Below are 17,124 nucleotides of genomic sequence, written 5' to 3'. Positions count from 1 at the left end.
GGCTTGGCGCCCTGCGCCACCTTGATCTCGATCTCGCGGCAGTTGTTGAGGTACTCGGCCGTCACGCCGAACCGGCCGGACGCGATCTGCTTGATCGCGGACGAGGCGTTGTCGCCGTTCGGGCGCGGCTTGTAGCGCGCCGGGTCCTCGCCGCCCTCGCCCGAATCGGACTTGGCGCCGATGCGGTTCATGGCGATCGACAGCGTCTCGTGGGCTTCGGGGCTGAGGGCGCCGAGCGAGATGCCGGGCGCGACCAGCCGCTTGCGGATCTCGGTGATCGAGGCGACCTCGTCGACGGAGACCGGCGGCCGCTTCGGCTTGAAGTCGAGCAGGTCGCGCAGGCTGACCGGCGGCATCCGCCGCACGCCCTCGGAGTAGCGGCGGTAGGTCGCGTAGGAGTCGGTGGCGCAGGCCTGCTGCAGGGTGTGGATGAGGGTGCCGTCGAAGGCGTGCGCGTCGCCCTGGCCGCGGACCCGGTAGAAGCCGCCGACCGGCAGCGCCACGAAATCCTCGTCGAAGGCACGCGCATGGATCTGCAGCACCCGGCGCTGCAGGCCGGTGAGGCCGATGCCGGAGATGCGCGAGGTCATGCCCGGGAAATACTCGCCGACCAGCGTCCGCGACAGGCCGACCGCCTCGAAATTGTAGCCGCCGCGGTAGGAGCTGATGACCGAGATGCCCATCTTGGACATGATCTTCAGCAGGCCCTGGTCGACCGCCTCCTTGTAGCGGCGCAGGCAGACTTCGAGCGGCGCGTCGCCGATGAGGCCGCGGCGATGGCGCTCGGCGATCGTCTCCTGCGCCAGGTAGGCGTTCACCGTCGTCGCGCCGACGCCGATCAGGACGGCGAAATAATGCACGTCCAGGCACTCGGCGGTGCGCACGTTGACCGAGGTGAAGGTGCGGAGCTGCTGGCGCACGAGGTGGGAATGCACCGCCCCGGCGGCCAGGATCATCGGCACCGGCGCCCGGCCCGGCCCCATCGCCTTGTCCGACAGGACGACGTGGCTGCAGCCGCCGCGCACCGCGTCCTCCGCCTCCTGGCGGATGCGCGCGATGGCATCGCGCAGCGCATTGTCGCCGGCGGCGGCGTCGAAGGTGCAGTCGATCTTGACCGCCGTGTCGCCCATGTGGGCGCGCATCGCCGCGAACTCGGCATTGAGCAGCACCGGCGAATCGAGCTGGAGGAGGCGCATCTGCGTCTCGTCCTGGTCGAGCACGTTGCCGAGGTTGCCGAGCCGGGTCGCCAGCGTCATCACCCGGCGCTCGCGCAGGGAATCGATCGGCGGGTTGGTGACCTGGCTGAAGTTCTGGCGGAAGAAGTGGTGCAGGCCGCGATAGCGCTCCGACAGCACGGCCAGCGCCGCGTCGTCGCCCATCGAGCCGACCGCCTCCTTGCCCTCCTCGGCCATCGGCTGGAGCAGGAGTTCGACATCCTCCAGCGACCAGCCGACCGCGACCTGGCGGCGGCGCAGCTCCTCGCGGTCGAACTCGACCGTCTCGACCGTGCCCTTGCGAATCAGCTTGTCGATGACGGTGATGTTCTTGACCCAGCTCGAGAAGGGCAGCGAGGCGGCGAGCGCCTCCTTGATCTCGCGGTCGCGGTAGAGGCGGCCCTCCTGGAGGTCGACCGCGATCATCTGGCCGGGGCCGACGCGGCCCTTGGCGACGACCGTGCTCTCGTCGACCCGCACCATGCCGGTCTCGGAGCCGACGACCAGCAGCCCGTCGCCGGTGATGGTGTAGCGCATCGGGCGGAGGCCGTTGCGGTCCATGCCGCCGATCACCCAGCGCCCGTCGGTGGCGGCCAGCGCCGCCGGACCGTCCCACGGCTCCATCACCGAGTTGCAGTAGCTGTACATGTCCTGGAGCGCGGCCGGCATGCCCTTGTGGCCGACCCACGCCTCCGGCACCAGCAGCGTCTTCACCATCGGCGCGCTGCGGCCGCCGCGGACCAGCACCTCGAAGACGTTGTCGAGGGCGGCCGAGTCCGAGCCGCCCGACTGGATGATCGGCTTCACGTCGTGCATGAACTCGCCGAAGGCTTCGGCGCTCATGCGCGTCTCGTGGCTCTTCATCCAGTTGACGTTGCCGCGCAGCGTGTTGATCTCGCCGTTGTGCGCCAGCATCCGGAAGGGCTGGGCGAGCGGCCAGGTCGGGAAGGTGTTGGTCGAGTAGCGCTGGTGGTAGATGGCGAAGCTCGACACGAAGCGCTCGTCGAGCAGGTCCGGGTAGAAGGTCGTGAGCTGCTCGGCCAGGAACATCCCCTTGTAGATGATCGAGCGGCCGCTCAGCGAGCAGATGTAGAAGTCCTTGATCTGGTCGGCGATCACCCGCTTCTCGATGCGCCGGCGGATGACGTAGAGATCGCGCTCGAACCGGTCGGGGTCCGACCGGCAGGCGTTGGCGATCATGATCTGCTCGATCTCGGGCCGGGTGGCGTTGGCCTTGTCGCCGATGATGTCGATGTTCACCGGCACCTGGCGCCAGCCGTAGATCGAGTAGCCGAAGTTCAGGATCTCGGTCTCGACGATGGCGCGGCAGCGCTCCTGGCCGTCGAGGTCGGTGCGCGGCAGGAACACCATGCCGACCGCGAGGCTGCCCGCCGCCGGCTCGTGGCCGGTGCGGCGGATGTGCTCGAGGAAGAAGTCGTGCGGGATCTGGACGTGGATGCCGGCGCCGTCGCCGGTCTTGCCGTCGGCGTCGACGGCACCGCGATGCCAGACCGACTTCAATGCCCCGATCGCCGCCTCGACGACCGAGCGGCGCGGCTTGCCGTCGATCGCGCAGACGAGGCCGACGCCGCAGGCGTCGTGCTCCTCGGCCGGGTCGTACATGCCGTGGCGGGCAAGGTGCTCCGACTGGCGCCGGAAGGTGGCGACGAACTCCGCCCCGGACTCCGGGGCGTTCTCGGGAACCTGGTGGCTCATGACCGGTCCTCCCGTCAGGATGCCTGGGCCAGGGCCTGGACGGCCTTGGCCTGGAGATGGCGGTGCATCTGCTCGGCGGCGTCGCGCCCGTCGCGGATCGCCCAGACGACGAGCGAGGCGCCGCGGACGATGTCGCCGGCGGCGAAGACGCCGTCGAGGTTCGTCATCATGGTGCGATGGTCGATCTTCAGCGTGCCCCAGCGGGTGACCGCGAGCTCGGGCGCCGCGAACATCGCCGGCATGTCCTCGGGGTCGAAGCCGAGGGCCTTGACGACGAGGTCGGCCTTCAGCGTGAAGGACGAGCCGGCGATCGGCTGCGGCGTCTGGCGCCCGGTGGAATCCGCCATGCCGAGATGGATGCGGTGGGCGCGCACGCCCTTGACCGAGGACGCGCCGGTGAAGGCATCGGGCGCCGCCTGCCAGACGAACTCGACCCCCTCCTCCTCGGCGTGCGCCACCTCGCGCTGCGAGCCCGGCATGTTGCGCCGGTCGCGGCGATAGAGGCACTTCACCGACTTCGCCCCCTGGCGGACGGCGGTGCGCACGCAGTCCATCGCCGTGTCGCCGCCGCCGATGACGACGACATGCTTGCCGGCGGCATCGAGGGTGCCGTCCTCGAAGGCCGGCACCGCATCCCCGAAGCCCTTGCGGTTGCTGGCCGTCAGGTAGTCGAGCGCCGCCACCACCCCGGGCAGCCCGACGCCCGGGACCTGGATGTCGCGGGCGCGGTAGACGCCGGTCGCGATCAGGACCGCATCGTGGCGCCGGCGCAGCTCGGCGAGCGCGACGTCGCGGCCGATCTCGACCCCGAGATGGAAGACGACGCCGGCCTCGCGCAGCAGGTCGGCGCGCCGGGTGACGATGTGCTTCTCCAGCTTGAAGCCGGGAATGCCGTAGACGAGCAGGCCGCCCGCGCGGTCGTAGCGGTCGTAGACATGCACCTGGTAGCCGCGCCGGCGCAGCATGTCGGCCGCCGCCAGCCCGCCCGGACCGGCCCCGACGATCCCGACCGACTGGCCGAGTTCGCGCCGCGGCGCCCCCGGCCGGACCCAGCCGCGCTCGAAGGCCGTGTCCGTGATGTACTTCTCGACCGAGCCGATGGTGACGGACTCGAAGCCCTTCTCGATGACGCAGTTGCCTTCGCAGAGCCGGTCCTGCGGGCAGATGCGGCCGCAGATCTCAGGGAAGGTGTTGGTGGCGCTGGAGACCTCGTACGCCTCCTCCAGCCGGCCCTCGGCGGTCAGCTTCAGCCAGTCCGGGATGTTGTTCTGCAGCGGGCAGTGGATCTGGCAGTAGGGGATGCCGCACTGGGAGCAGCGGCTGGCCTGGGCCTGGGCACGATCGGCGGCGAACTGGGCGTAGATCTCGTCGAAATCGTGCCGGCGCCCGTCGGCCGGACGCTTGGCCGGCATCTCCTTCGCGACCGACACGAACCGCAGCAGCTTTTCCGCCATTCGCCCCTCCCGGAACCGAGGCCCATTCCGCCCGGCAGGGCGGGCCGTCGGCTTCCATACGGCAAGGCGCGGCGGCGCGCGAGCAAAAAAACGCGCTTTGGTCAACAAACGTGACCTTTAACGCTCAAATCCTAGGCAATGCCTCCGTCACCCTCTCACCCTCTCCCTTTTAGCCGATATATTGGTACCGTTTCGGACCTATATTCTGCCCGGATCATCGGTAGTTGCGCTGCGGGAACAGGTTCCCCTTGCGGTAGCGATCGAGGTAGGTGGGCAGCACCGCCTCGACCGCGGTGGGCGTGATCCCGAGATCCGCCAGGCCGGGCCCGCCGCCGGCGACGTTGTCGCGCTCGAGCAGCAGCACCTGGTCGCGCGTCAGGGGCGGCACCGGAAGCTTCTCGAGGAACCAGGCCTTGAAGCGCGCCACCCCGAACGGCATCGGCACCAGCAGGCGGCGGCGACCGATCTCCGCCAGCAGCAGGCGCATCAGGTCGGCGAAGCTGTAGACCGTGGGACCGGCCAGTTCGTAGGTCCGCCCCGCCGTCGCCGGGTCGGCGAGCACGCGCATCACCGCTTCGGCGACGTCGCCGACATAGACCGGCTGGAAGCGCGTCGCGCCGCCGCCGATCAGCGGCAGGGCCGGCGAGATCCTGGCCATGGCGGCGAAACGGTTGAAGAAATCGTCCTCGGGTCCGAAGACGATGCTGGGCCGCAGGATGGTGGCGCCCGCGAAGGCCTGCCGCACCGCCTCCTCGCCGCGGCCCTTGCTCTGGGCGTAGCGCGCGGCCGCGGCGGGGTCGGCGCCGATCGCCGAGACATGCACGAGGCGGGCGGCGCCGGCGGCCGCGGCCAGGCGCGCGACCCGCTCCGCGCCGGCGCGGTGGACGGCGTCGAACGTCTGCGTCCCGTGCTCGTAGAGGATGCCGACGAGGTTGACGACGACGTCGCTGCCGGCGATGGCGGCCTCGGCGGTGCGCTCGTCGGTGACCGACGCCCGCACCGGCGTGACCTGGCCGACATTGCCCATCGGCTTCAGGAACAGGGCCTGGTCCGGGTGGCGGACCGCCGCCACCACCTGCGCCCCCTCGGCGGCCAGCCGCCGCACGACGTGGCGCCCGATGAACCCTGACGCGCCGAAGACTGTCGCTCGCATCTTGCCCGTTCCTCTCGACCCTGGCGCCCGACCGGGCGCGGCACATTCGCCGCTTATATATCCGGCCGCGCCGCCAGCACCACCCGATGTGCGAAACGGTGATTGACACCACCCGGCCCGCGGCGGTAACCAACGCGCCGCCCCGAGCCCAGGTGGCGGAATTGGTAGACGCGCAGGTTTCAGGTACCTGTGGCCGAAAGGTCGTGGAAGTTCGAGTCTTCTCCTGGGCACCATCCCCCTCCCGCTGAGACGGAGGGGCGGCGGATCATCCCCCTCCGGACCCTGGCTGGCCGTTGACGATCACCCTCCATCGCGGCGACCTCGCCGACGGCATCGATTTCGGCTCCTGCGTCGCCATCGACACGGAGACGATGGGTCTCAACCCGCATCGCGACCGCCTCTGCCTGGTCCAGCTCTCGTCCGGCGACGGCACCGCCCATCTCGTGCAGTTCGCCAAGGGCGCCTACGATGCGCCGCGGCTGAAGGCCCTGCTCGCCGACCGCAACGTGGTCAAGCTGTTCCATTTCGCCCGCTTCGACGTCGCCGTCCTGCACCGCTATCTCGGCGTCGTCGCGGCGCCGATCTACTGCACCAAGATCGCCTCGCGCCTGACCCGCACCTTCACCGACCGCCACGGGCTCAAGGACCTGTGCCGCGAGCTGCTGGGGGTCGACCTGTCGAAGCAGCAGCAGTCGTCCGACTGGGGAGCGGCCCGGCTGACCGACGAGCAGATGCGCTACGCCGCCTCCGACGTGCTGCACCTGCACGCGCTGAAGGCCCGCTTCGACGAGATGCTGGCACGCGAGGGACGCGCCGAGCTCGCCGGCGCCTGCTTCCGCTTCCTGCCCACCCGCGCGCTGCTCGACCTCGCCGGCTGGGCCGAGGAAGACATCTTCGCCCACTGACCGCCGGCCGCCGTCCGGCCGGGCCGACGGGTCGCGTTGACCTTTCAGGGGGGGCGGCGCATATTTCGCATAGCAGCATAGCGGCGCTAGGTTGCTGAATTTCGGCCGCTTTCGACGGCCCCCACGCTGGCTTCGGACTGTCCCGTGACGGCTCTTGCGGAGAATACCGCCCTGTCCGCCGACCTCGCTTCGGCACGACGCACGCTCAGGCTGGAGATCGCCGGGATCGAGGCCCTGTCGGCCAGCCTGGGCGGGCCGTTCGCCGCCGCGCTCGACCTCTTCGCGGCCGTCGAGGGGCGGGTGGTCGTCACCGGCATGGGCAAGAGCGGCCACGTCGCCCGCAAGATCGCCGCCACCCTGGCCTCGACCGGCACGCCCGCCATCTTCGTCCATCCCGCCGAGGCCAGCCACGGCGACCTCGGCATGATCGCCCGCGGCGACGTGGTGCTGGCGCTGTCGAACTCCGGCGAGACGCCGGAACTGGCCGACATCGTCGCCTATGCCAGCCGCTTCGCCATCCCGCTCGTCGCCATGACCCGCCGCCGGCCGAGCGCGCTCGCCGACGCCGCCGACGTCGCGCTCGTCCTGCCCGACACCCAGGAAGCGTGCCCGCTCGGCCTCGCCCCCACCACCTCGACGACCCAGATGCTGGCGCTGGGCGACGCGATCGCGGTCGCGCTGCTCGAGCGCCGGGGCTTTTCCGACGCCGATTTCCGCGTCTTCCACCCGGGCGGCAAGCTCGGCCGGCGGCTGCTGCGGGTCGCCGACCTGATGCATGTCGGCGACGAGATTCCGCTCTGCGCGCCGGACAGCCGGATGGCCGAGGCGATCCTGGTGATGTCGGCCAAGACGTTCGGCATCGTCGGCGTCGTCGACGGGACGGGATCGCTCGTCGGCGTCATCACCGACGGCGACCTGCGGCGCAACATGGGGCCGGACTTCCTGTCGCAGTCGGCCCGCCAGGTGATGACGCGCACGCCGCGCGTGATGACGCCCGACGCGCTCGCCGCCGAGGCGCTGGGCTACATGAACGAGAGCAAGATCTACTGCGTCTTCGTCGTCGACGGCCAGCGCCGCCCGGTCGGCATCCTGCGCATCCACGACATCCTGCGGGCCGGGGTCGTCTGACCGCCATGGCGACCACGTCCTCGCCATCCCCTTCCCCCCCGGCCAGGCCGGCGGCGGCGCCCGTCCGGCCGCCGCGCCCGATCGCCTGGCAGCCGGCCCAGCCGCGCCGCCACAACGTGCGCTACAGCCGCATCGTGTCGCTGCTGCGCTACCTGCTGCCCATCCTCGCGCTCGCCCTGCTGACGCTGGTGGCGATCTGGCCGCAAATCCACCGCGGCATCGACGGCTTCCGCCTGCAGACGCTGCGGCTCGACCCCTCGGACATATCGACCCTCCGGATGACCAACGCGCGCTATCAGGGGCTGGACGAGCGCAACCGCCCGTACCTGCTGACCGCGACCGGCGCGGTGCAGAACCCGCGGGACAAGAACTTCGTCGCCCTGGAGGCACCGCGGGCCGAACTGCAGCTGGAGAACGGCGCGGCGGTGACCGTGGCCGCCGAGTCCGGCGTCTACGACGGTTCGGGGAAGGTTCTCGACCTGATGGGCAAGGTGCGGATCACCCGTGACGACGGCTACGTCTTCGAGACCGAGGTGGCGCGGGTCGACCTCCGCACCGGGATGGTCGAGGGCGACGACCCGGTCGAGGGACACGGCCCGGGCGGCACCGTCCAGGCGCGGGGGTTCCGCGTGCTGCAGAAGGGCGAGGTGATCGAGTTCAAGGGCGCCTCGCGCCTGCTGCTGCCGCCGGGCGCGACGGCGCCGAAGCCATGATCCCGCGGCTCCTCCCCGCGGCGCTCGCCGCCGTCGTCCTCCTGGCGTCGCCGGCCGCGGCGCAGCTCGGCGGCATGTTCGGCGGCGACGGCGGCGACAAGCCGGTCGAGATCCTCGCCGACGAAGGCATCGAGTGGCAGCAGAACACCAAGGCCTACATCGCCCGCGGCAACGCCAAGGCCAAGCGCGGCGACACCACCGTGGCCGCCGACACCCTGACCGCCTACTACCGGGACACGCCCAAGGGCGGCACCGAGATCTTCCGCGTCGTCGCCGACGGCACGGTGCGCATCACCTCGGCCCAGGGCGCCGTGCAGGGCGACCGCGGCGTCTACGAGGTCGATCGCGCCGTCTTCGTGCTGACCGGCGGCGACATCCGCCTCACCTCCGGCACCGACGTCGTCACCGCCCGCGACAGCCTCGAGTTCTGGGAGCAGCGCCAGCTCGCCGTCGCCCGCGGCAATGCCAGCGCGACCCGCGAGGACAAGCGCATCCGCGCCGACACCCTGACGGCCACGATCGGCGACGGCCCCAAGGGCGGCCGCGAGGTGCGGCGCGTCGATGCCTTCGGCAACGTCGTCGTCGCGACGGCGTCGGAGACGGCGCGTGCCGAGACCGGCGTCTACAATCTGGAGCGCGGCATCGCCACCCTGCGCGGCAAGGTCAGGATCACCCGGGGCCAGAACCAGCTGAACGGCGAATACGCGGTGGTCGACCTCAACAGCGGGGTCAGCCGCATCCTGCCGGCACCGCCGCGCGACGGCCAGCCGAGCCGCGTCACCGGCCTCTTCGTGCCCAATCGCGAGGGCGGCACGGCACCGGCACCCGGGGCGACGGCTCCCGCTGCCGGCCCGCCGGCCGAGGCGCCCGCCGCCGCGACCGGCACCGCGGGCGCCCCGGTGATCCCCGCCCGCAAGCCGACGCCGCCGGCCGCCAGGACCCGCCCGTGACGAGCGCCGCGGCACCGGCCGATCGCGAGGGGCTGCGGCTGGTCGCGGACAATCCCGGCCTCGTCGCCAGCAATCTCGGCAAGCAGTTCAAGAAGCGGCCGGTGCTGCGCGACGTCAGCATCGCCGTCCGGCGCGGCGAGGCGGTCGGGCTGCTCGGCCCCAACGGCGCCGGCAAGACGACCTGCTTCTACATCATCACCGGCCTGATCGCGCCCGACGTCGGGACCATCGCGCTCGACGGCCAGGACATCACCGACCTGCCGATGTACCGGCGGGCCCGCCTCGGCATCGGCTACCTGCCGCAGGAGGCCTCGATCTTCCGCGGCCTCACCGTCGAGCAGAACATCCGGGCGGTCCTGGAAGTGGCCGAGCCGGTGCGCGACGCCCGCGACGCCATGCTCGACGAGTTGCTGGCGGAATTCTCGATCACCCACCTGCGCCGGGCGCCGGCGCTGGCACTGTCGGGCGGCGAGCGGCGGCGCGTCGAGATCGCGCGGGCGCTGGCGACCCGGCCGCACTTCATCCTGCTCGACGAGCCCCTGGCCGGCATCGACCCGATCGCCCTGGGCGACATCCGCGCGCTCGTCTCCCACCTCAAGGACCGCGGCATCGGCGTCCTCATCACCGATCACAATGTCCGCGAAACGCTGGAGATCGTGGATCGGGCCTACATCCTTCACGAGGGGCGGGTGCTGATGGAGGGGCCGCCCTCCGCGATCGTGTCCCACGCCGACGTCCGACGGGTGTACCTCGGAGAACGGTTCAGCCTCTAGTGGCCCGGTCGATGCTGCTCGCCCCGCGATTGGAGCTTCGCCAGACGCAGTCGCTGGTGATGACCCCCCAGTTGCAGCAGGCGATCAAGCTGCTGCAGATGTCGAACCTGGAGCTGGCGGCCTTCGTCGAGGACGAGCTGGAGCGCAATCCCCTGCTGGAGCGCGACGAGGCCGGGCCGGCGGGCGCCGAGGCGCCGGAGCGGGCCGAGCCGGCGGCCGAGGCCGAGGGCCCGTTCGGGCCGGAGTTCGACGACTACTGGCATCCCGAGGAGTCGACGAACGGACCGGCCGACGGCGGCGGCGGCGAGGCCGCCTTCGGGTCGCCGGGCGGCGACGGGCCGGACGGGCTGCGCTGGAACAAGGTCTCCGGCGGCAGCTTCGAGGACGGCGGCGGCGACCCGCTCGATTCGGTGCATCGGGCCGAGACCCTGCGCGATCACCTGCTGTCGCAGCTGATGATCGAGATCGGCGACCCGGGCGAACGGCTGATCGGCCTCCACATCGTCGACGGGATCGCGCCCACGGGCTACCTCGAGGCCGAGCCCGAGGCGATCGCGGCACTCCTCGGCTGCACCGTCGCGGCGGTCCTGGACGTGCTGCGGCGGATGCAGCGCTTCGATCCGGCGGGCATCTTCGCCCGCTCGCTGGCGGAGTGCCTCGCCCTCCAGCTCGAGGATCGCGGGCGCCTCACCCCGGCCATGCAGGCGCTGCTCGCCCATCTCGACCTCCTCGCCCGGCGCGACCGGGCGCAGCTCTGCCGCCTCTGCCAGGTCGATGCCGAGACCCTGGCGGGGATGATCGCCGAGGTCCGCTCGCTCGATCCCAAGCCCGGCCTCGCCTTCGATTCGGAGCCGGCGCAGCCGATCGTCCCCGACATCATGATGCGGCTGCAGAGCGACGGCGCCTGGGCCGTCGAGCTCAATCCCGAGACGCTGCCGCAGGTGCTGGTCAACCACCGCTATTTCACCCAGGTCAGCCGCGGCACCCGCGACAAGGGCGATCGCGGCTATCTCGCCGAGCGCCTGCAGTCGGCCAACTGGCTGGTGCGGTCGATGCACCAGCGGGCGACGACGATCCTCCGGGTGGCCGCCGAGATCGTGCGCCAGCAGCACGGGTTCTTCGCGCACGGGGTGTCGCACCTGCGCCCGCTGGTGCTGCGCGACATCGCCGCCGCCGTGGCATTGCACGAGAGCACGATCAGCCGCGTCACCAGCAACAAGTACATCGCGACGCCGCGCGGCATCTTCGAGCTGAAATACTTCTTCACCGCCTCGATCCAGTCGGTCGATGGCGGCGCCGCCCATTCCGCCGAGGCGGTGCGGCACCGCATCCGGACGCTGATCGAGGCCGAGGCGGCCGACCGGGTGCTGTCCGACGACCAGATCGTGAGCGAGCTGCAACGCGACGGCGTCGATATCGCCCGCCGCACCGTCGCCAAGTACCGCGAGGCGATGCGCATCCCCTCCTCGGTGGAGCGCCGGCGCGCCAAGTGGGCCCCCTGCTGATGCGCGAGGCCGCCTGAGCCGGCTTGACGCGCCCGAGGGCGGCTCGTAGGTTCCCCGCCGCATCCGGGCGGCCGAAGCGGCACCGGGGCAGCGGCCAGTGGGGATCGAGGGCTTGGCCGCCACGGAATGTCGACCAATCTACGGAACCCAATCGAACGGCGCATGGCGGGCCCGCACCCGCGCATCCGAAACTTCGCACCGACCGGGCGCGCGAGGGGGATCCTCGGCATCCGGGCCGCTTCGCGGCGCATGCCGGAATTCGTCCGACCGGTCCGCGGCGCGAAAATTGCCCGGCAGCCGACGTCGGCCTGGCGGTCGCGAACCCTTCCCGAGGATATCGATGGACATCGACGACCTACTGACCCCGGAAGCGGTCATCGCTCGGCTCAAGGTGGGCAGCAAGAAGCAGGCTCTGCAGGAACTGGCGCGCAAGGCGGCGCAGATCACGGGCCTGGGCGAGCGGGCGATCTTCGACGTGCTGCTGGAGCGCGAGCGGCTCGGCACCACCGGAGTCGGCAACGGCATCGCCATCCCGCACGGCAAGCTGGCCGAGCTCGATCGCATCGTCGGCGTCTTCGCCAGGCTCGACCGCCCGATCGACTTCGACGCGATCGACGAGCGCCCCGTCGACCTGCTGTTCCTGCTGCTGGCGCCGGAGAGCGCCGGCGCCGATCACCTGAAGGCGCTGGCGCGCGTGTCGCGGCTGTTCCGCGACCGCGCCACCTGCGAGAAGCTCCGCGGCACCGACCGCGGCGAGGCGCTGTTCGCCATCCTCACCAGCCAGACCGCGGCGCCGCCCTCCGCCTGACGGGGGTCGGGGGCCGGCGCCGGTCGGGCGTCAGTGGACGCTGAGGGGCTCCATGTCGTGCTGCCGGACGGCGGCGAAGGCGACCTCGATGTCGGGCGCCACGCCCATGGTCGATCCGTCGGCCGCATGGATCGCGAACCGGACCTCGTCGTTGACGACGACCCGCCGGACATAGGCGAGATTGGGCAGGCCCAGCTGGGCGAAATCCTGGACCGACAACTGCTTCAGCTTCTGCGTCGCGTTCATCCTCGTACTCCCGAGAGCCGGTGACGGGGGCCGGCGGTGCCGTCAGGCCCGCCGGGACACCCCGACAGCGGCTTCCATCCGTTCGCTTCCTGCACCCTTCGTGCCGTCGATGCGGATCGTCCGCACCCGGCTCTCCACCGGGGGCCGGCGCAGGTCGACATGCAGGAGCCCGTTGTCGAGATGCGCCCCGGTCACTTCGATGCCCTCCGCCAGCACGAAGCTGCGCTGGAACTGGCGGGCCGCGATGCCGCGGTGCAGGAAGACCCGGGCCGGGTCCTCGCGCTGCTTGCCGCGCACCACGAGCTGGTTGTCCTCGACCTGCACCGACAGCTCGTCGGTCGCAAAGCCGGCGACGGCGAGGCTGATGCGCAGGCGGTCCTCGCCGACCTGCTCGATGTTGTAGGGCGGATAGCCGTCGGTCGAGGATTTCGACGCCCGGTCGAGCACCCGCTCGACATGGTCGAAGCCGAGCAGCAACGGGCTGTTCAGAAGCGATAGACGGGTCATGTTCCTCCCCCTCGGAACTGCGAGCGAGCAGGTGGGCGGGCCCTTGCGGCACCCAATGGTCGGACACGCCCCGCAGGCCGCGTCCGCACGACATAATCTGGGAATGCCGGCGCAGACATCAAGCGCGGCCGAAACGTGCGAAGGGCCCGGACGATCGCTCGTCCGGGCCCTTCGTCGGATGGTGGAGCCAAGGGGAGTCGAACCCCTGACCTCTTGAATGCCATTCAAGCGCTCTCCCAACTGAGCTATGGCCCCGATTCCGAAAGCTCGTGTCCGGACGGCGTTGGGATGGCCGGTCCGGGGGCGCCTCTCTTAGAGGGCGTCGGCGACGCTGCGCAAGAGGAAAATCGTTGCCGCGCCGCTTTCCGCCGGCCGGCCCTAGCGCTCGTCGTCCTCGTCGACGTTCTCGATCACTTCGGCCACGTCGTCGTCGTCCTCGCCGAGCTCGGAGGTGTCCTCGATCAGTTCCTCCTCCTCGTCGCCCTTCTCGGCGTCGTCGGCCAGGACCTCGTCGTCGGGGGCGACGGCATCCGGCACCGCGGCGCCGGCGATGGCGGCCGTGCGGCCGCGGCGGCTCTTCAGCAGGGCCTCGGGATCGAACTCGGTGCCGCACTTGGGGCACGCGATCGTCGCGCGACGCATGTCGTAGTAGCGCGTGCCGCAGCTATGGCAGATGCGCTTCAGACCCCATTCCGGTTTCGCCACGTCGATCGCTCCAGAAATACTGCCGTTGATGCCGCGCGCCCGGCCGAGGGGGCGCGGATTGCCACGCGCGCGAGCGGCTGTCAAAGATTTTAGTTGCGGGATCGGCCGCGGCGGCACGGCGCGCCGGCTCGGTGTCGCCCGGAGCCGCCATATGGTAATGACCGCTCCGCCGACAAGCTCGCCGGCCCACATTTCCGTCCGCCAGCAAGGTTCGCCCGCCCCCGTGACCGCGCTCCGATCCGCCGCCGCCCGCGGCCCGCTCGCCGGCGACATCACCGTCCCCGGCGACAAGTCGATCTCCCACCGCGCCCTCATGCTGGGCAGCCTCGCCGTCGGCGAGACCGCCATCACCGGGCTCCTGGAAGGCGAGGACGTGCTGCGCACGGCCACCGCCATGCGCGCGCTCGGCGCCTCCGTGACGCAGCATCCCGACGGCGTCTGGCACGTCCGCGGCGTCGGGGTCGGCGCCCTTTCGGAGCCGGACGAGGTGCTCGACATGGGCAATGCCGGCACCGGCGCCCGCCTGCTGATGGGGGTCGTGGCCGCCCATCCGATCACCGCGTTCTTCACCGGCGACGCCTCGCTGGTGCGCCGGCCGATGGCGCGGGTGATGACGCCGCTGCGCCAGATGGGGGCAACCTTCCTGGCGCGGTCGGGCGACCGCCTGCCGCTCGGACTCCGCGGCGCCGCCAGCCCGCTGCCGATCCGCTACCGCCTGCCGGTCGCCTCGGCCCAGGTGAAGTCGGCGGTGCTGCTGGCCGGGCTGAACACCGCCGGCCGCACCACCGTCGTCGAGCCGGAACCGACCCGCGACCATACCGAACTGATGCTGCGGCACTTCGGGGCGACGGTCGAGGTCGAGGACGGGCCGGAGGGCCGGGTCGTCTCGCTGGTCGGCCAGCCCGAACTGACCGGCCGGCCGGTCCTGGTGCCGGGCGACCCGTCCTCCGCCGCCTTCCCGATCGCCGCCGCGCTGCTGGTCGAGGGCTCGGACGTGCTGGTCCGCAACGTCGGCCTCAACCCGCTGCGCACGGGCCTGTTGACGACGCTTCAGGAGATGGGCGCGGCGATCACGATCGAGAACGCCCGTACCCAGGCGGGCGAGCCGGTCGGCGACCTCCGGATCCGCGGCACCGGATCGCTGTCCGGAATCGTCGTGCCGGCCTCGCGCGCGCCCAGCATGATCGACGAATATCCGATCCTCGCCTGCCTCGCCGCGGCCGGGCGCGGCCGGACGGTCATGCACGGACTGGGCGAGCTGCGGGTCAAGGAGAGCGACCGGCTGGCCGCGGTCGCCGAGGGGCTCGCCGCCTGCGGCGCAGTCGTCGCGGTCGACGGCGACACGCTGACGGTCGAGGGCGACGGCCATGCCCCCGACGGCGGCGGCCACATCGCGACCCGTCTCGACCACCGCATCGCGATGGCGTTCCTGGTGCTCGGCGCCGCCACCCGCCTGCCGGTGACGATCGACGACGAGGCCGCGATCGCCACCAGTTTCCCCGGCTTCGTCGAGCTGATGAACGGGATCGGGACCGCCATTGCGCGGCCGGGCGACGGCCCGGGCGAGGCCGGCCCCGCGGGCCCGGCGTGATCATCGCGATCGATGGGCCCGCGGCCGCCGGCAAGGGCACGCTGGCCCGCCGCCTCGCGACGCATTTCGGCTATCCCCACCTCGATACCGGCGCGCTCTACCGCGCCGTCGCCCGGCGCCTGCTCGATGCCGGCCAGGATCCGACCGACGCCGAGGCCGCCGTCGCGGCGGCGCGGGCGGTGACCGCGGCCGAACTCCAGAGCCCGCGCCTGCGCGACGAGGAGGTGAGCCGCGCCACCTCGGTCGTCTCCGCCATTCCCGGCGTGCGCGCGGCCCTGCTCCAGTTCCAGCGGCGCTTCGCCACGACGCCTCCGGGCGCCGTGCTCGACGGCCGCGACATCGGCACCGTCGTCTGTCCCGACGCCGAGGTGAAGCTCTTCCTGGAGGCGGCGCCCGAGGAGCGGGCCCGCCGCCGCGCGAAGGAGTTGCGGGATCGGGGGGTGCCCGCTATAGATGCGCGCGTTCTGCAGGATATCCAGGAACGCGACGCGAGGGACAGTGGCCGCAGTACGGCGCCGCTCTCCCGGGCCGCCGATGCGTACGTGCTCGACACGACGCAGCTCGACCCCGATGCCGCCTTCGCGGCGGCATTGGCGTATATCGCCACCCGCGCCCCCTGAAGGCCGGCCTCGCCCGTTCCGACGGCGCGGCGCCGGCATATCGCCGCAGGACCGGGCCCACGTCGCCGCGCCCGTCGAACGTCGGCGTCACTGGCCGCCTGTCCCCTCTCCCGGACGGCGGCCGTTCATCCGGACGGGAGAGAGAGGACACACATGGCGGAAGCGGCACGCAAGGAGAGCTTTGCCGACCTCCTGAACGAGAGCCTTGGCCGTAGCGGCGGGCTCGAAGGCTCGGTCATCAAGGGCACGGTGGTCTCCGTCGACGGCGATTTCGCGCTGATCGACGTCGGCCTGAAGTCCGAGGGCCGGGTCCCCCTCAAGGAGTTCTCGGTCGCCGGCCAGCCGCCGGAGATCAAGACGGGCGACCTGGTCGAAGTCTTCCTGGAGCGCATGGAAGACAAGAACGGCGAAGCGGTGCTGAGCCGCGAGAAGGCCCGCCGCGAGGAGGCCTGGTCGCAGCTCGAGAAATCCTTCCAGGACAATGCGCGCGTCACCGGCGTCATCTTCGGCCGCGTCAAGGGCGGCTTCACGGTCGACCTGTCGGGTGCCGTGGCGTTCCTGCCGGGCAGCCAGGTCGACATCCGGCCGATGCGCGACGTCACCCCGCTGATGGGCACGCCGCAGCCGTTCCAGATCCTGAAGATGGACCGCTCGCGCGGGAACATCGTCGTGTCGCGGCGCGCCGTGCTCGAGGAGTCGCGCGCCGAGGCCCGGTCGGAGCTGGTCGCCAGCCTGAAGGAAGGCCAGATCCTGACGGGCGTGGTGAAGAACATCACCGACTACGGCGCCTTCGTCGATCTCGGCGGCGTCGACGGCCTGCTGCACGTCACCGACATCGCGTGGCGCCGCATCAACCACCCGTCCGAGGCGCTCACCATCGGCCAGTCGGTCAAGGTGCAGGTCATCCGCTTCAACCCGGAGACCCAGCGCATCTCGCTCGGCATGAAGCAGCTCGAGGCCGACCCGTGGGAGGGCGTCGAGCTGAAGTACCCGGCCGGCGCCAAGTTCCGCGGCCGCGTCACCAACATCACCGACTACGGCGCCTTCGTGGAGCTGGAGCCGGGGGTCGAGGGCCTGGTCCACGTCTCCGAGATGAGCTGGACCAAGAAGAACGTCCACCCGGGCAAGATCGTCTC

The 17,124-nt window shown here is 71.3% G+C and carries 16 protein-coding genes and 2 tRNA genes; 11 read left to right on the top strand and 7 right to left on the bottom strand.

The genetic code is table 11. The features are described from left to right. The 3 genes from ACE3Q3_RS17880 to ACE3Q3_RS17870 form a co-directional block, all read right to left on the bottom strand. A partial coding sequence (locus tag ACE3Q3_RS17880) for a glutamate synthase central domain-containing protein (protein ID WP_374448382.1) occupies nucleotides 1-2,930 on the bottom strand: 2,930 nt, incomplete at its 3' end. A 14-nt stretch (nucleotides 2,931-2,944) separates the two neighbouring features. Continuing rightward, on the bottom strand, nucleotides 2,945-4,384 hold the full coding sequence (locus tag ACE3Q3_RS17875; RefSeq protein WP_374448381.1) for an NAD(P)-dependent oxidoreductase: 1,440 nt from the start codon (nucleotides 4,382-4,384) through the stop codon (nucleotides 2,945-2,947). A 214-nt stretch (nucleotides 4,385-4,598) separates the two neighbouring features. Then, on the bottom strand, nucleotides 4,599-5,537 hold the full coding sequence (locus ACE3Q3_RS17870; protein WP_374448380.1) for a complex I NDUFA9 subunit family protein: 939 nt from the start codon (nucleotides 5,535-5,537) through the stop codon (nucleotides 4,599-4,601). 146 nt (nucleotides 5,538-5,683) lie between these two features. Between ACE3Q3_RS17870 and ACE3Q3_RS17865 the strand changes: the two genes are divergently transcribed. The 8 genes from ACE3Q3_RS17865 (at nucleotide 5,684) to ptsN (ending at nucleotide 12,319) form a co-directional block, all read left to right on the top strand. Continuing rightward, a tRNA-Leu gene (locus ACE3Q3_RS17865) sits at nucleotides 5,684-5,770 on the top strand. Between the two features lie 60 nt (nucleotides 5,771-5,830). After that, on the top strand, nucleotides 5,831-6,442 hold the full coding sequence (locus ACE3Q3_RS17860) for a ribonuclease D (protein ID WP_374448379.1): 612 nt from the start codon (nucleotides 5,831-5,833) through the stop codon (nucleotides 6,440-6,442). Nucleotides 6,443-6,586: 144 nt separating this feature from the next. Continuing rightward, nucleotides 6,587-7,570, top strand: coding sequence for an SIS domain-containing protein (locus tag ACE3Q3_RS17855; protein WP_374448376.1), 984 nt, complete (start codon nucleotides 6,587-6,589; stop codon nucleotides 7,568-7,570). A gap of 116 nt (nucleotides 7,571-7,686) precedes the next feature. Beyond that, nucleotides 7,687-8,283: an LPS export ABC transporter periplasmic protein LptC gene (gene lptC, locus ACE3Q3_RS17850; RefSeq protein WP_374448374.1), complete on the top strand. Its 597-nt coding sequence runs from the start codon at nucleotides 7,687-7,689 to the stop codon at nucleotides 8,281-8,283. After that, entirely contained in the window at nucleotides 8,280-9,233 is a 954-nt protein-coding gene (locus ACE3Q3_RS17845; protein WP_374448372.1) for an LptA/OstA family protein, read from the top strand. The genes lptC and ACE3Q3_RS17845 overlap by 4 nt, the downstream gene beginning before the upstream one ends. Further along, complete coding sequence (gene lptB, locus ACE3Q3_RS17840) at nucleotides 9,230-10,006, top strand: LPS export ABC transporter ATP-binding protein (RefSeq protein WP_374448371.1); 777 nt, start codon at nucleotides 9,230-9,232, stop codon at nucleotides 10,004-10,006. Before ACE3Q3_RS17845 ends, lptB begins: the two co-directional genes overlap by 4 nt. An 11-nt stretch (nucleotides 10,007-10,017) precedes the next feature. Continuing rightward, nucleotides 10,018-11,511, top strand: coding sequence for an RNA polymerase factor sigma-54 (gene rpoN / locus ACE3Q3_RS17835; RefSeq protein WP_374448369.1), 1,494 nt, complete (start codon nucleotides 10,018-10,020; stop codon nucleotides 11,509-11,511). 340 nt (nucleotides 11,512-11,851) lie between these two features. Continuing rightward, complete coding sequence (gene ptsN, locus ACE3Q3_RS17830) at nucleotides 11,852-12,319, top strand: PTS IIA-like nitrogen regulatory protein PtsN (RefSeq protein WP_374448368.1); 468 nt, start codon at nucleotides 11,852-11,854, stop codon at nucleotides 12,317-12,319. A 30-nt stretch (nucleotides 12,320-12,349) separates the two neighbouring features. Here the strand turns inward: ptsN and ACE3Q3_RS17825 are convergent, their stop codons facing one another. The 4 genes from ACE3Q3_RS17825 to ACE3Q3_RS17810 form a co-directional block, all read right to left on the bottom strand. Beyond that, on the bottom strand, nucleotides 12,350-12,565 hold the full coding sequence (locus tag ACE3Q3_RS17825) for a DUF1150 family protein (protein ID WP_374448366.1): 216 nt from the start codon (nucleotides 12,563-12,565) through the stop codon (nucleotides 12,350-12,352). A 42-nt stretch (nucleotides 12,566-12,607) separates the two neighbouring features. Further along, entirely contained in the window at nucleotides 12,608-13,072 is a 465-nt protein-coding gene (locus ACE3Q3_RS17820) for an Hsp20 family protein (protein WP_374448365.1), read from the bottom strand. A gap of 179 nt (nucleotides 13,073-13,251) precedes the next feature. Then, a tRNA-Ala gene (locus ACE3Q3_RS17815) sits at nucleotides 13,252-13,327 on the bottom strand. A 123-nt stretch (nucleotides 13,328-13,450) separates the two neighbouring features. Further along, nucleotides 13,451-13,777, bottom strand: coding sequence for a TIGR02300 family protein (locus ACE3Q3_RS17810; RefSeq protein ID WP_374448364.1), 327 nt, complete (start codon nucleotides 13,775-13,777; stop codon nucleotides 13,451-13,453). Nucleotides 13,778-14,000: 223 nt separating this feature from the next. Here ACE3Q3_RS17810 and aroA point away from each other — a divergent pair, with 223 nt between their 5' ends. From aroA to ACE3Q3_RS17795, 3 genes are all read left to right on the top strand, one after another. Next, nucleotides 14,001-15,368: a 3-phosphoshikimate 1-carboxyvinyltransferase gene (gene aroA / locus ACE3Q3_RS17805; RefSeq protein ID WP_374448363.1), complete on the top strand. Its 1,368-nt coding sequence runs from the start codon at nucleotides 14,001-14,003 to the stop codon at nucleotides 15,366-15,368. Further along, on the top strand, nucleotides 15,365-15,988 hold the full coding sequence (gene cmk, locus ACE3Q3_RS17800; RefSeq protein ID WP_374448361.1) for a (d)CMP kinase: 624 nt from the start codon (nucleotides 15,365-15,367) through the stop codon (nucleotides 15,986-15,988). The genes aroA and cmk overlap by 4 nt, the downstream gene beginning before the upstream one ends. A gap of 153 nt (nucleotides 15,989-16,141) precedes the next feature. Then, the coding region (locus ACE3Q3_RS17795) for a 30S ribosomal protein S1 (RefSeq protein WP_374448358.1) at nucleotides 16,142-17,124 on the top strand (983 nt) is incomplete at its 3' end.

The sequence above is a fragment of the Allostella sp. genome (assembly GCF_041913585.1).
In the GTDB taxonomy this organism is placed as follows: domain Bacteria; phylum Pseudomonadota; class Alphaproteobacteria; order ATCC43930; family Allostellaceae; genus Allostella.
The sequence above is the reverse complement of the archived record's forward strand: the minus strand, read 5'-3'. Positions and strand labels throughout refer to the sequence as shown.

Bases quoted from the DNA above. Each gene is read 5' to 3' on its own strand.
- ACE3Q3_RS17875 (WP_374448381.1), bottom strand. From the start codon at position 4,384: ATGGCGGAAAAGCTGCTGCGGTTCGTGTCGGTCGCGAAGGAGATGCCG.
- ACE3Q3_RS17870 (WP_374448380.1), bottom strand. From the start codon at position 5,537: ATGCGAGCGACAGTCTTCGGCGCGTCAGGGTTCATCGGGCGCCACGTC.
- ACE3Q3_RS17845 (WP_374448372.1), top strand. From the start codon at position 8,280: ATGATCCCGCGGCTCCTCCCCGCGGCGCTCGCCGCCGTCGTCCTCCTG.
- rpoN (WP_374448369.1), top strand. From the start codon at position 10,018: ATGCTGCTCGCCCCGCGATTGGAGCTTCGCCAGACGCAGTCGCTGGTG.
- ptsN (WP_374448368.1), top strand. From the start codon at position 11,852: ATGGACATCGACGACCTACTGACCCCGGAAGCGGTCATCGCTCGGCTC.
- ACE3Q3_RS17825 (WP_374448366.1), bottom strand. From the start codon at position 12,565: ATGAACGCGACGCAGAAGCTGAAGCAGTTGTCGGTCCAGGATTTCGCC.
- ACE3Q3_RS17820 (WP_374448365.1), bottom strand. From the start codon at position 13,072: ATGACCCGTCTATCGCTTCTGAACAGCCCGTTGCTGCTCGGCTTCGAC.